Annotated in this window: 17 protein-coding genes and 1 tRNA gene; 12 read left to right on the top strand and 6 right to left on the bottom strand. The window is 70.9% G+C overall.

Features of this window, described 5'->3' with window-relative positions:
- Positions 1 to 2: 2 nt before the first annotated feature.
- Positions 3 to 77 (top strand) — tRNA-Val (locus G5V59_RS03665).
- Here G5V59_RS03665 and G5V59_RS03660 read toward each other — a convergent pair.
- The 5 genes from G5V59_RS03660 to G5V59_RS03640 form a co-directional block, all read right to left on the bottom strand.
- Positions 48 to 638 carry a tyrosine-type recombinase/integrase gene (locus tag G5V59_RS03660; protein WP_278255642.1) on the bottom strand — a complete coding sequence of 197 codons (591 nt, stop codon included), beginning with the start codon at positions 636 to 638 and terminating at the stop codon, positions 48 to 50. The two genes, G5V59_RS03665 and G5V59_RS03660, sit on opposite strands and share 30 nt — an antisense overlap.
- Positions 635 to 1,273, bottom strand: coding sequence for a hypothetical protein (locus G5V59_RS03655; RefSeq protein WP_278255641.1), 639 nt, complete (start codon positions 1,271 to 1,273; stop codon positions 635 to 637). The genes G5V59_RS03660 and G5V59_RS03655 overlap by 4 nt, the downstream gene beginning before the upstream one ends.
- 121 nt (positions 1,274 to 1,394) lie before the next feature.
- Complete coding sequence (locus G5V59_RS03650; RefSeq protein WP_278255640.1) at positions 1,395 to 2,006, bottom strand: hypothetical protein; 612 nt, start codon at positions 2,004 to 2,006, stop codon at positions 1,395 to 1,397.
- A 55-nt stretch (positions 2,007 to 2,061) separates the two neighbouring features.
- Positions 2,062 to 2,463 (bottom strand): hypothetical protein, encoded by a 402-nt coding sequence (locus G5V59_RS03645; protein ID WP_278255639.1) that lies wholly within the window; start codon positions 2,461 to 2,463, stop codon positions 2,062 to 2,064.
- Between the two features lie 259 nt (positions 2,464 to 2,722).
- Positions 2,723 to 3,073 (bottom strand): hypothetical protein, encoded by a 351-nt coding sequence (locus G5V59_RS03640; RefSeq protein ID WP_278255638.1) that lies wholly within the window; start codon positions 3,071 to 3,073, stop codon positions 2,723 to 2,725.
- Between G5V59_RS03640 and G5V59_RS03635 the strand changes: the two genes are divergently transcribed.
- From G5V59_RS03635 to G5V59_RS03595, 9 genes are all read left to right on the top strand, one after another.
- Positions 3,072 to 3,197 carry a hypothetical protein gene (locus G5V59_RS03635; RefSeq protein WP_278255637.1) on the top strand — a complete coding sequence of 42 codons (126 nt, stop codon included), beginning with the start codon at positions 3,072 to 3,074 and terminating at the stop codon, positions 3,195 to 3,197. The genes G5V59_RS03640 and G5V59_RS03635 overlap by 2 nt on opposite strands.
- A gap of 681 nt (positions 3,198 to 3,878) precedes the next feature.
- Positions 3,879 to 4,184 (top strand): hypothetical protein, encoded by a 306-nt coding sequence (locus G5V59_RS03630; RefSeq protein ID WP_278255636.1) that lies wholly within the window; start codon positions 3,879 to 3,881, stop codon positions 4,182 to 4,184.
- Complete coding sequence (locus G5V59_RS03625; protein ID WP_278255635.1) at positions 4,181 to 4,963, top strand: hypothetical protein; 783 nt, start codon at positions 4,181 to 4,183, stop codon at positions 4,961 to 4,963. Before G5V59_RS03630 ends, G5V59_RS03625 begins: the two co-directional genes overlap by 4 nt.
- Positions 4,964 to 5,178: 215 nt before the next feature.
- Positions 5,179 to 5,658 (top strand): HNH endonuclease signature motif containing protein, encoded by a 480-nt coding sequence (locus G5V59_RS03620; RefSeq protein ID WP_278255634.1) that lies wholly within the window; start codon positions 5,179 to 5,181, stop codon positions 5,656 to 5,658.
- Positions 5,651 to 6,271: a hypothetical protein gene (locus G5V59_RS03615; RefSeq protein ID WP_278255633.1), complete on the top strand. Its 621-nt coding sequence runs from the start codon at positions 5,651 to 5,653 to the stop codon at positions 6,269 to 6,271. The genes G5V59_RS03620 and G5V59_RS03615 overlap by 8 nt, the downstream gene beginning before the upstream one ends.
- The gene (locus tag G5V59_RS03610; RefSeq protein WP_278255632.1) at positions 6,195 to 6,674 is read left to right on the top strand and encodes a hypothetical protein; all 480 of its coding nucleotides are present in this window, start codon (positions 6,195 to 6,197) and stop codon (positions 6,672 to 6,674) included. Before G5V59_RS03615 ends, G5V59_RS03610 begins: the two co-directional genes overlap by 77 nt.
- On the top strand, positions 6,671 to 6,907 hold the full coding sequence (locus tag G5V59_RS03605) for a hypothetical protein (RefSeq protein WP_278255631.1): 237 nt from the start codon (positions 6,671 to 6,673) through the stop codon (positions 6,905 to 6,907). Before G5V59_RS03610 ends, G5V59_RS03605 begins: the two co-directional genes overlap by 4 nt.
- 2 nt (positions 6,908 to 6,909) lie before the next feature.
- Complete coding sequence (locus G5V59_RS03600; RefSeq protein ID WP_278255630.1) at positions 6,910 to 7,707, top strand: hypothetical protein; 798 nt, start codon at positions 6,910 to 6,912, stop codon at positions 7,705 to 7,707.
- A complete protein-coding gene (locus G5V59_RS03595; protein WP_278255629.1) occupies positions 7,605 to 8,570 on the top strand; it encodes a hypothetical protein in 966 nt (321 codons plus the stop codon). Before G5V59_RS03600 ends, G5V59_RS03595 begins: the two co-directional genes overlap by 103 nt.
- A 592-nt stretch (positions 8,571 to 9,162) precedes the next feature.
- On the opposite strand, the gene G5V59_RS03590 is transcribed toward G5V59_RS03595, so the two are convergent.
- Complete coding sequence (locus tag G5V59_RS03590; protein ID WP_278255628.1) at positions 9,163 to 9,360, bottom strand: hypothetical protein; 198 nt, start codon at positions 9,358 to 9,360, stop codon at positions 9,163 to 9,165.
- A gap of 271 nt (positions 9,361 to 9,631) precedes the next feature.
- Here G5V59_RS03590 and G5V59_RS03585 point away from each other — a divergent pair, with 271 nt between their 5' ends.
- Entirely contained in the window at positions 9,632 to 9,841 is a 210-nt protein-coding gene (locus G5V59_RS03585; RefSeq protein ID WP_278255627.1) for a hypothetical protein, read from the top strand.
- Between the two features lie 706 nt (positions 9,842 to 10,547).
- Positions 10,548 to 12,530 carry a hypothetical protein gene (locus G5V59_RS03580; protein WP_278255626.1) on the top strand — a complete coding sequence of 661 codons (1,983 nt, stop codon included), beginning with the start codon at positions 10,548 to 10,550 and terminating at the stop codon, positions 12,528 to 12,530.
- Positions 12,531 to 12,644: the final 114 nt, after the last annotated feature.

Genomic DNA, 12,644 nt, shown 5'->3' with positions numbered 1-12,644 from the left:
AAGGGCGATTGGCGCAGCGGTAGCGCGCTTCCTTGACACGGAAGAGGTCACTGGTTCAAACCCAGTATCGCCCACCAGCACGAAAAGAGCCCCTGACCTGCGGAAACGCAGATCGGGGGCTTCTTCGTTGTCAGCGAGCCGAAATGGCCGTGAGGACGTGGTGAGGACGGAGCACCCAGCGCTACTCGTCCCACGCGTTCAGGATCTCGTCGAACGCGCCCGGCCGGAGGTGGGCGTAGCGCAGCGTCGTGGAGTACTTCTCGTGCCCCAGCAGGCTCCTGGACCCGCTTCAGGTCGACGCCCCTCTGGACCAGCCGTGACGCCGCGGTGTGGCGCATGTCGTACGGCGTACCCGGGCGCACGGCGGCCCGCTCGAGCGCGGGCGTGAAGACCCTCGTCGCGAAGTTCCGGTCGTTCCACACTCCCCCGCCCGGCGCGGGGAACACGAGGTCACCGGGAGCCAGACCGGCGCAGTGCTCGGCGAACCGCTCACGCAGCCGCCGAGGGATCGGGGCGGCACGGTGGGACTTCTGGCTCTTCGCGTAGGGCCGCCACCCGTTGCGGGTCGCGACGCCGTGGACGTTGATCTGCCAGATGTTCAGGTCGACGTAGTCGATGAGGAGCCCGAACAGGCTCACCAGGTCGCAGCCCGACGAGCATGTTGTAGTCCACGGCCAGGCTGGTGGCCGTCCTCGAGCTCGGCGACGATCTTGTCGATCTCGGCGTCGTGCCAGAAGAACGGGGGCTTCGGCCGGGCGGGCGGGAGGTCGAGCCGGACGGCAGGGTTCACCGGGATGAACCCGTCATCGACCGCGGCGGTCAGCAGGCCCGATACGTGCGCCATGATCCCCTGGATCGTCCAAGCACCGAGACCAGCCTCGATGCCGCTGCCGGAGCACCGGCGCGTCGTGGACTCGCCGGCGCGCTGGGCCTTGAGCAGCGCGGCGCCAGCGAGCTTCGTCGTGTGGGCGCGGAGCATCCCGTGGCGGTCGACGCCGGGCTTGCCGTAGCAGCGGCGGCACTGCTCGGTCGCCATGGTCTTCACCCAGGCCTTGAGGTCCGGGCGGGTGATCAGGCCGAGAGGGTGGCCGGCCCACACCGGTTCGATGTGGGTGCGCCAGTGCGAGTCGGTCTTGTCGATCGAGACGGCGTCGGCGATCTTCGTCTTCCGCCACCGCTCGCGGTACTCCCCCAACGTGGTTTCGGCGTCGGTCGGGTCGATCCACGTGCCGGCGGCGATCGCCGCCTCCTGGCGGCGCGCCCACTCGGCCACGACGCTCTTGAGGGGGTCGGAGTTGGTGATCCGCTTGCGGCGGCCGCTGGGCAGGCTTGATCGGGGTGACGACGGTCGCGCGCCATCGCCCGGAGGGCAGACTTGTCGAACTGGGCCATGGTCAGGGCACCTCCTCGCAGGGGTGGTCGTAGTAGTAGTGGTGGTGGTCGTCGTACGGGGGCTCTTCGTCTGGAGGCTCTTGGATCGGCGGGTAGTCGCCCGGCGCGAGGTCGGCCGCCGGCGGGTCGGCCGGGTCGCCCTGCCAGTCGAAGCCGGCCTCCGACCAGGCCACGTCGTCGTAGGTCTCGTCGGGGAACCGGGCTTCGGCCTCGTCGAGGCGCCGCTGGATCTCGCGGCCCTCGGCCTCGGTGAGGTCCCGCAGCCGGGTCACGAGGGTCGGCTCGTCGACCCACAGCACGCCGGCGAGCTCCTCGTTGTCGTAGGCCCAGAGCATCCCCTCGACGAGGTCATCGAGGGTGATCAGTCGGCGGGCGGCGATGCGGTCCACGATCCGCTCCTCCCAGTCCTCCCAGCCGACCACGGTCGCGCCGCGCTCGATGTGCACGACCTCGTGCGCGCCGGTGCAGCGCTCCTGGGGGCCGTCCTGGTCGGGGTCGAGGTACGTCGTGCTGGACTCCCAGTGGGTCCAGCCGAGCCGGCCGGGGAGCCGGCGCCACCGGATCCGCCAGCCGGCGAGCCGGTGCGCCTCGAGATCTACCCACGGGTCGTACATGCCACGGACCCTAGGTAGGGGGTCCGATTCAATGTCTCGGTCGCGGTGGGACGGTCTAGAAGTCGGGTCGCCCTAGACGGAGGGCACGGTCGATGCCCCAGACCGCGGTGGTCTCCCCCGTGTTGGGCTGGAACTCGACCGCAGTGACGGTCCGGGCCTGGCCGGCGTCCATCCCGATCTGCACCCATCCCCGGACGCAGCGCCCCGCCGGGACGGGGCCGTACGGCAGGGTGGGCTCTCGAACGCCGGACAGGGTCGTGTTGACGGGAATCACGAGCCCCTCCTTGGTGACGGCGACGAAGTCGGTGTCGCTGACCTCCCAGGGCTGGGAGGCGTTCTTAGGCGTGCAGATCTTCGTGAGTGCCTCGACGGTCTCACGGAAGCCGGGGTCACCTTGCGCGCCGAGGTCGACGGCCTCGATCTTGGTGATGGTAACCGCGACTTCGACGGCGGACATCGACTCACCGACGGCGTAGGTGGGAGCCTGCGGGTGGAATCGCGGACGGCGTCGACTCCGGCACAGCGGGCGTGGGTAAGCGCGTGGGGTTGCCCTCCGTCTGGGCGTCTCCGTCTCGCGTCACGTACATCGCGACGATGACCGTTGCGGCGACCAGCAGGACGGCAATCACCGACAGCAGGACGACGACCCTTCGGTCGCGGACGGGGCTCACGACCGGTCCTCATCGTCCACGGAGTCCGGGGCCTCGGCGGCGTCGTCAAGGCTGCTCACGGATCGCGCGCAAGCGAGAGACACCCTCTCGGGCCGCGGCGGACAGGGTGGTGGACTCATCGTCACCGACGATCTTCCGCGCCTCTTGGAGAAGGTCCACGACTAGGGGCTCGAGGTCATCCTCGTCGCGTGCGATCTCGGCCGCCTCGCCGATGTCACCTCCGGCCAGCATCAGCAGGCGATCGAGCTCCGGTCGCACCTCCGCAATCCGGGCGTCGCGCGCTCGGAAGAAGTTGAGCTCGAACTCGGAGGTGTACCTCGGCAAGGTGATGCCGAGCCGATCCGCCTCCTCTTGAAGGCGCGCCGTGAACAGCGAGGCCGGGTCGAGCGAGACCATGGATCTGATCGAACTCGTCGACGGCGCGACGTTGCCGCCCGCTCATCCGCGCGGCCTCCGTGGGCGGCTCGTACGGCTGGGCCTCCCCCACCGGCTGTCCGGCGAGCCTGCCGGAGACGGGTGATGGTGAGGGCGGGGAAGACTTCGGCGAACACCGCGAGGATCTGGTCAGTTGGCGTCGGGTGGTCAGGTCGGAAGTACTTCGCGATCTGGGTGTGGGACACCTTGTTGCCGCCGCGGCGCGCGATTTCGCGCGAGGACCAGGTGTTGACGTTCGCCGCGTTCAGGGCGTCTGAGAGGGCACTCACGGGGACGACGGTTCTCCTCGGCTCGGCTGAACGCAACCGGCTGCGTAGTCACCGGTGCTGGATTTCGTCTACAAACTACAGCGACGAAAGTCCCGAATACGCCTACAAAGGCCTCTTGCGTTGTAGGCACGCGGGTGTCTACATTGGGTCTTGTAGTTGGCTACAGTTTCCAGCAGACTAGGAGAACCCCTTGCGGACCATGTCCACCCCGAAGCCAGACCCCTGGAGGTTGATCGTGCGGCTCAAGTCGCGACGCGCACTCGCCGAGTACTGCGACTTCCACAAGGCTCTCCGGCAGAGCGCTCGCCCAGCGCGCAGGTCTCGGCCACGCGATCGTCGGCCACCTGCTGTCCGGCCGTCGCGACACCTGCAACCTGGCGACCGCTCGGGCCATCGAGGAGGCGCTTCAGTGCCCCCCCCGGCTTCCTTTTCGAGCCGTCGGTGTCGCCTGTAGCGGACTCCAGTAGCCGCCGGGCGCCCGTCGAGCGTGTGGCGTCGTGAAGACCCTCGCGCCGGCCACGGCGAACACCCAGGCTCCTCGCGATCAGCAGCGCGGCCAGCCGCCTCGACTGCTCGCGCGGCCACGTCTACCACCTGATCGCGGCCGGGAAGGCTCCGCGCCGTCGACATCAAGGCGACGGGGAGCCGGCCCAAGACCCGGGTCTACGAGAAGGACCTCGACGACTACATCGCGCAGAACACCCGCACGGCCTGAAAGACCCATCAAGCCGAGAACCCCCAGCGCTCGCCGTCGGAAGCCGCGCCAGGGGTCTCGAACTACTCGAAAGGCATCGTACCGATGAACCACCCCACCACCAGCGTGAAGCCGGCTGACAGCACGCCGACCGGCACGCCGAGCACCGCGCAGCGCGCCTCCCCTCGTCGCCCACGCTCTTCACGCGCTCGCCGACCACATCGACCGGTACCACCTCCCCGAGCCCGGCAGCATCGAGGTCGAGGACAACCACGTCGCCTTCACGGTCTGCGGCGTCGACGGACCGGTCTGGCAGGCCTCGCTCCGCGAGGGCGTCGACGTCATCGACAAGCGTCCCGGCACCGATCCCGACAGCGTCGAGTACGTCACCGTCACGGGTCGCCTCCCCGACACCGGGGTCCGCGTCGCCGTCGACTGGGTCGCGTTCCGCACCTCGCAGGTCGACTACCTCCGCGCGGTGACCCGATGAACGCGCAGCAGCCCGAGCGGGATGACCTGATGGCGATCGCTGACGCCGTCGGCATCACCCGGCCCCAGCCCGCCGGCCGGCACCCCGACTTTGCCGTCCGGTTCATCCCCCACCCCTCCCGCGCCCACGAGTTCACCAACCTCGCCTTGGGGCTCCGCATCCGGCTGTGGGCTGTCGAGGCGACGGTGCTCGACGCGCTCGGCGATCGGCCCATCGCGCTGATCCCTACCGACCACGACGTCTGCCACGGCTGTGCCGACATCCTGTGCGGCTGCGAAACCCAGTGCGGCGGGATCGACCGCGACGTCTGCTCCCACGACGGCAAGCCCTACTGCCCGACCTGCGCACCGCACCACTGCCGGTACTGCGCCGACGACGAAGCGCGGTGGGGCCGATGACCCGCCGCCTGCTGTCCGTCGTACCGGACGACGACCGCCCGACCCGCGCCGACCTCACGGCCGGCGACGTCGAGTCTGTTCCGCCACGACCAGGCGAAGCCGACCCACCAGCGCGCGACGTGCACGGTCACCGGCTGCTGGGTGTGCGCCTGGGAGACCCCGCCTGCGCGCACGGTGCGCGCGGGCGCGCCCGTGCCGTCGACGGGAGGCGCGGCATGAGCGACCCGATCCGCTACGAGGGGCTCCGGTACGACGCCCGCAACCGGGTCATCGGCGCGTCGCTCCTTGACCGCTTCACCACCTTCGTGTCGTTCGACGACAGCGGCTGCTGGCTCTGGGTCGGCAAGGTCAACCCGAACGGCTACGGAGCGTTCGCCGTCAACGGGAAGTGGCGCTACGCCCACCGCGTCGCCTTGGCGCTGCTGGTCGAAGAGGTCCCGATCGACCTCGAAGTCGACCACCTCTGCGAGGTGCGGGACTGCGTCAACCCCGACCACCTGGAGGTCGTCACCGCCGGCACGAACATGCGCCGCCAGGGACGGATCGGCGCCCTCGCCGACCAGACCAGTTGCGCGGCCGGCCACGACATGACCCCCGACAACACCTACACCTGGCGCGGCCAGCGCAAGTGCCGCGCCTGCCATCGGCAGCGCGAGGCCACCCGCCGCGCAGCGAGGAGCAGTTGCCATGCCTGAGCAGACCGACTGGTCCGGCCCACTCCTACTGGACGGCCCGGATGTGCCGGTCGTCGAGGGACGCCCGATGGACCACAAGAAGCAGCCCAAGAAGGCCGGCAACGGCACCATCCCGGCGCGGCAGTCGAATGGGTTCTACGCCGACCACGTCACCGGCGACCGGCTCCGGTCGGTCACCACGATCCTCGGTGGCGGCGTGCCGAAGCCTGCGCTGATGTTCTGGTCGGCCAAGACCTGCACCGACTGCGCGATCGAGCACCTCCCCGCGCTGGTCGCTGCGTCGCGGCATCCCGAGCAGGCTCGCCGAGCTCCGGTCGTGGATCCTGCGGGCGCACACCCGGAAGAAGGAGGAGCGGGCCGAGGTCGGGTCGCTGGTCCACAAGGTCATCGAGTCCCGTCTCCTCGGCACCCCGCTGCCGCAGACCATCGCGGTCGGCGAGGCCACGTGGGAGGTCGACGGGCCGGAGCTCGCGCCGTTCGTCGAGCACTTCCTGGCGTTCGAGCGCGAATGGGCGCCGCGGTGGACGGCGTCGGAGATGGTCGTCGCGAACGCGGACGACGGGTGGGCCGGGACGCTGGACTACACGATCGGCGCGGACGGGCTCATTGGTGACGCGCTCCGCGCGGCCGGGTACGACGTCGACCCCGGCATCGACCTGATGGGCGACACCAAGACCGGTGGCGACTGGGACCGGATCACCTCGGCCGGGCACGTCCACGGGGTCTACCCGGAGGCCGGGCTGCAGATGTCGGCATACCGGCGGGCGAAGGTCGCGTGGTTGCGCGACGGCTCGCGGGTCCCGATGCCGCCGACCGCGCAGGTCGGCGTCGTGCTGCACCTGCGGCCGGAGGGCTACCGGCTCTACCCGGTGCGGTGCGGCGACACGGAGTACCGGTACTTCCGGCACGCGCAGATGGTCGACGAGTGGTCGTCGCGGATCGCGTCGGCGAAGGCGCCGGACCCGGTGATCGGGAAGGCGCTCGTCGCGCCGGCCCGGGTTGAGGCGGTGGCGTGATGGCCCGGTCCCCCGAGAAGTGCCCGTACGGCTGCTCGATCTGCGGGCGCGCCTGCAAGGCCGCGCAGCGCCAGTCCCACCGCTTCGACTGCTGCGGCGAGATCGCCGCACACGTCCCGACCATCCGCAATGCCGGCACCTCGAAGGCCGAGCGGACCTGGCTGAACGTCTCCAACCCCATGCACGCCGGCTACCTCACCGGCCCCTCGCAGACCACCCGAAAGGCCTCCTGATCATGCCCACCCCGAACGACGACCAGATCGAGCAGCAGACTCGCTGCTGCCTACGACCAGATCAACGAGGGCGGCTCCCGCTTCCCCGGAATGACCTACGAGCAGGGCGTTGCCAACGCCATCGAGTGGATGGCCGGCGACTCCGACGACCGGCCGATGGAGGCCTGATCATGCCCATCATCACCACCCAGCGCCGCATGGCCGAGCACGGTCGGATCCGCCTCGGCCAGAAGGTCACCGGCGTCTCCAAGGCCGGCCGCGAGTACACCCGGCCCGCCAAGCTCGACCGGTTCCGCTTCACCTCCGCCTCCCAGCGCCAGATCGAGGAGATCGCCACCACCTACGGCGGCGAGGCACGAGCCTGGGACAACGACGGCAAGGGCGAGTACGAGGTCATCACCGACGCGACCGCCATCCCCGTCATCGTCGTCAAGGGCGGCTTCTCCCAGTGGCACGAGCACTGGACCCGGGCAGGGCTCCAGCACCGCTGCGACGGAGAGAAGGACGTCGCCGGCATCTTCTGCGATCCGCAGGACCCCGACCACGTCGCCGCGATCGAGAAGCCCACCACGCGGCTCTCGGTGATGCTCTCCGAGATCGAGTCCCTCGGTGTCTGGCGGATGGAGACCAAGGGCTGGAACGCCGCTGCCGAGCCTCCCCTCGATGGCCGAGTCTCGCCATGCACGTCGGTGACCTCGTGCCCGCGACCCTCGGGCTCGCGGAGCGGTCCTCGATCATCCAGACCGACAAGGGCCCGCAGACCTCCCGGTTCGTGGTCCCGTTCCTCGACCTCCACGTGACGAAGCAGCGGCTCGTCGAGATCGTCGGCGGTCCGGGCGGAGCGCCCGCCATCGGAGGCGGTGCAGCCGCAGCCATCGGCCAGCAGCACGCGGCGCTGCCCGCCGGCGAGCAGCGCGAGGACGAGGACGGCCAGGAGGACCTCTACGCGCCGTACGCCGACCGGATGGCCGAGTGCACCGACCTCGACGCGCTGCAGGCCGTCTGGACCGACATGGTCGCCGCGCGGCTGGTCGGCACCCAGGCACCCTCCAACCCGCAGGCCGACCCCGCGAAGGTCGCGGAGATCACCGCGGCGTTCAAGGCCCGCGCCGACCAGATCAAGGCCAGTGGGCAGCAGGCGGCGCCGCCCACGACGGACGAGCCGGTCGAGGCCGAGATCGTCCCCGAGGAGCCCACGCACACCGCCGACCCCGGCGCGGACCCGGACACCGTGTGGCAGCAGATCGTCACCGAGGCCGGCCGGCAGGGCATGACCCTCGCCGACGTCCAGGACCACTTCGCCCAAGTGATGCAGGGCCTCACCGCGGACTCCGCGTCCGCCGCCGAGCTCCAGCACTACCTGGCCCAGGCTCCAGACGGGACACGCGGCATGAAGATCATCAAGGCTCACCGCGGAGAACGTGAAGCGGCTCAAGGCCGTCGAGATCACCCCCGACGGCACCATGCAGGTCATCTCCGGCCGCAACGCCCAGGGCAAGACCTCCGTGCTCGACGCGATCTGGCTCGCCCTCGGCGGCGGCACCGCCGCCCGTACGACGCCCCGCCCGATCCGCGACGGGGAGGACCAGGGCGTCCGTCACCCTCGACCTCGGCGACCTCACCGTCACCCGGGTCTGGAAGGCCGGGAAGAACACCACGCTGACCGTCACCGCGGCCGACGGCGCGAAGTACTCCAGCCCGCAGGGTGTCCTCGACGCGCTGGTCGGTCAGCCTGTCCTTCGACCCGCTGGCCTTCACCCGGCTCTCGGCACGTGAGCAGCGCGACGCGCTGCTCGAGCCTGGTCGACCTCGACGTCGACCTCGAGGACCTCGCCGCCCAGCGGCGCCGCGTGTTCGACCACCGCACCGACGTCGGCCGGCAGCGCAAGGCGCTCGGCGAGATCCCGGCGGTCGACCCGGACCTGCCGGCGGTGGAGGTATCGGCCTCCGACCTGATCGACCAGATCACCCAGGCTGAACGAGCAGGAGGCTCAGCAGGAGCGCGAGCGTGCCGAGGAGCAGGCTGCGGCCGCGCTGGTCGAGCAGGCTGGAGGAGCAGGCTGGTGGCCGCCCGCCGCCGGCTCCAGGGCGCGCGGCAGGCCGTCGCGTTCCACCAGCCGGTCGCCGAGCGCATCGAGACCCTGCGTGCCGAGCCTGGCCGACGTCGAGCAGACCAACGCCCGGATCCGGGACAACGCCGCGCTCCGGCAGCGCGCCGCCGAGTGGGACGAGCCTGACCGACGACTACGACGCCCTCACCCAGGAGATCGCCCAGGCTCGACCAGGTGAAGGCCGACGCGCTCGCGAAGGCGACGTTCCCCGTCGACGGGCTCGGATTCGACGACGACGGCGTGACCTACCAGGGCGTGCCGTTCGCGCAGGCCTCGTCGGCCGAGCAGATCCGGGTGTCGCTGGCGATGGCGATGTCGCTGAACCCGCAGTCTGCGGGTCATCCGGATCCTCGACGGGTCGCTGCTCGACGCGGAGTCGATGGGCCTGATCTACGAGATGGCGGCCGACCGGGACTACCAGGTGTGGGTGGAGCGGGTCGCTGACGGCACCGGGGTCGGCGTGCTGATCGAAGACGGCGAGGTGGCGTCGTGAACGGGCCGGAGCACTACAAGGCTCGCCGAGGACCTTGCTCACGACGCCCGGCTCATCCTCGAGCGACAGACGCCGGGAACCGCGCACGAGGCCAACGCCGGCGCGACGGCGCTCGCCGCCGTGGCCCAGGTGCACGCAACCCTCGCGACGGCCCCCGTCGAGACCATGCAGATGTGGGACTCGCTGCGCGAGCACCTTCTGCGGCGCATCACCGAGGACCGGGCCGTTGAGACGTTCCGCCGCGTGTGGGCCGAGGCCAACGCCCGCGGCGAGACGGGTGACCGCGTGCGCCAGGCGCTCGCGGCCGTCGTCAGCGAGGTGCTCTTGTGAGCGCGCCGAAGTGGCACCAGACCCACATGGTCGGCCTCGACACCGAGACCACCGGCACCGACCCCCGCCACGAGCACATCGTCACCGCCGCGATCGTCCACACCTCCCCCACCGCACGCCCCATCGACATGCAGTGGCTCATCCACCCCGGCACCGCGATCCCCGAAGAGGCCGCGGCCGTGCACGGCTGGACCCTCGACCGGCTCGAGCAGCGACTCCAAGGCCACGCCGCCCTGCGAATCGCCAACGGCCGCGAGGTGCACCTCCGCCGGGAGGTCGCGCTCGGCGAGATCGCCGGGCAGGTCGCCTCGGCCATGATGCGCGACGTCGCGCTGGTGGTGTGCAACGCGTCGTACGACCTGACCCTCCTCGAGGCTGAAACTCGCCCGGGCCGAGCAGCCCACGGTCACCGAGCGGGCCAGCGGGATCCGCGGCGTCGTCGACCCGATGGTGCTGGAGAAGGCCTGGGACCCCTACCGGCGCGTCCGCGGCGGCTGCCAGGGCGGGAAGCACCGCTGTGGCGGCTGCGGGGTCGAGGACAAGACCCTCGGCTCGCTGTGCCAGCACTACGGCATCTTCCACGCCGGCGCGCACGACGCCGCGGCAGACACCCTCGCCGCGATGCGGCTCGCCGTCCGGCTCACCCAGGCTGTGGCCCGACATCGCGCGGCTCAAGCCTGTCGACCCTGTTCGAGAAGCAGGTCGCGTGGCGCCGGCAGCAGGCCGACGGGCTGCGGAAGTACTTCGACAAGAACGGGATCGACCACGACGGCGTCGACCCCGGGTGGCCGCTGCACACCGACCTCACCAACCCGCAGGCGGTGCTCGCATGAGCGCCCCGGCCCGGACCACCAGCACCAGGACCCGGCGCCCGCTGGTCGTCGTGCCGGTCGACACCACCGAGACCGACGACCCGGCCATCCAGGTCGCGATCGACGCCCAGCGGGAGATCGGCTGCCAGACGGCCGTCGCGCTCCTGGTCGCCGGCAACCGCGGCAAGGCCCACATGGAGGCTCGTCCGCTCCGTGCGCCGCCAGTGGCTCATCGCCTTCGACGGCGAGATGCCCCTGGAGCCGTCCCGTCTGCCCCACGAGAGGAGCACCCGATGAAGTACACCGTCCGTCCGCTCTCGGACCGCACCTGGCTCCGGCCGGCCAGCGCCCGCCAGATCACCCGATTCTCCTCGAAGTGGGGAGCCACCGAGGAGTTGCTCCTCGCTGAGGTTGAGCACCTCGATGGCCGGAACCTCGTCATCGAGGTCGACGTCCGCGAGCAGGACCTCCGCATTGACGGCACGCTGCGTGCGAACGCCAGCGAGGCCGCAACGCCGGCGGTCGTGGTCGCGTTCGACTCCAAGCACGGCCCCATGCTGCACCGGTGTGACACCTTCGTCGCGCCGTACACCCACCAGGGGAAGCACTGGCAGCACAACGTCCGCGCGATCGCGCTGACGCTGCAGGCGCTCCGCGCAGTCGACCGGTACGGCGCCGCGGAGACCGGGCAGCAGTACGCCGGCTTCAAGGCGCTCCCCGCCGGTCGCGCCATGCCCTCCTCACACATGACGCGCACCGCGGCCGCCGAGCCTGCTGGAGCGCGTCGCCGTCGGCGACGAGGGCGACCAGCGAGAGCGGAGCGTCCAGCGGATCCTGGAGGACCCGGGTCTCGCGCGGGACGTGTGGCGGGAGGCGCGGAAGGTCGCGCACCCCGACCGTCGCAACGGCGATCACAGCGTGTGGGACCAGGTCGAGCAGGCCGGCCGCGTGCTGGGGGTGACCCGATGAGGGCCGGCCGCTGGCTCGCCCGTCGCCGGACCGAGCGCGTCCAGCCCGACCTCGACCGCGTCGTACCGGAGGTCGAGGACCTGCAGGTCACCGCGATCGACCGGCCGGCGTACCGCGAGGGCGCCGAGGCCATGCGGTCCGAGATCCTGCGGATCCTCACCCGCGAGCCCGAGGTCACCGACGACGGCTGCCACCCGGTCTACCACGAGACTCGGCACCCACGCCCCGGTCGGCGACGGACGGACGGTGACCCCGTGACCCGCCTGATGTCGGTGGCCTACACCGAGCAGCAGGTCCGCGACCGGATCAAGGACGTCACCCGCCGCCTCAACTGGTGGGAGGACCGCCGCGGCCGCCGGCTCCTTCGCCCTGGCGACCGGCTCACGCTGGTCCGGAAGGTCATGGGCCGCAAGGCCGGGGAGCCGATCGTGCACGTCGACGACGTCAGGGTGCTCGACGTGCGCCGCGAGCCGCTGTCTTGGCTCACCGACCCCGACCGCGCCGCCCTCGACCCGGTCACCGGCCGCTGGACGACGTACGGCCGCGTCGAGGTCGCCCGTGAGGGCTTCCCCGGCATGGACCCGGCCGAGTTCGTCGACCGGTACTTCGTGCGCGCGCAGGGCATCCCCGCGGACGCCCGCGTGACCCGCATCGAGTGGCGGTACCTGCAGCCGACCGACGAACGAACTCGCGCTCTACGTCGACCACCCGGCGGTGGTCCGATGACCATCCACTTCACCGACGACCTCGTCACCCTCCACCACGGCGACTGCCTCGACGTGCTCTGCGACCTCCCGGACGCCTCGGTCGACGCCGTCGTCACTGACCCTCCCTACGGGCTCTCCTTCATGGGCAAGGAGTGGGACGCCCCGGGCCGTATGACCGGCCAGGCTCGCCGTTGGCGATGAGCAGCGCGGCGCGTTCGCCTACGGTGGCGCCCACGATCGCGGCCATGCCGACCACAATCCGGCCCTCTTCGGTCGCTGGTGCACGCAATGGGCGAACGAGTGTTTGCGCATCCT

It is taken from the genome of Nocardioides convexus (assembly GCF_011090295.1).
The sequence above is the reverse complement of the archived record's forward strand: the minus strand, read 5'-3'. Positions and strand labels throughout refer to the sequence as shown.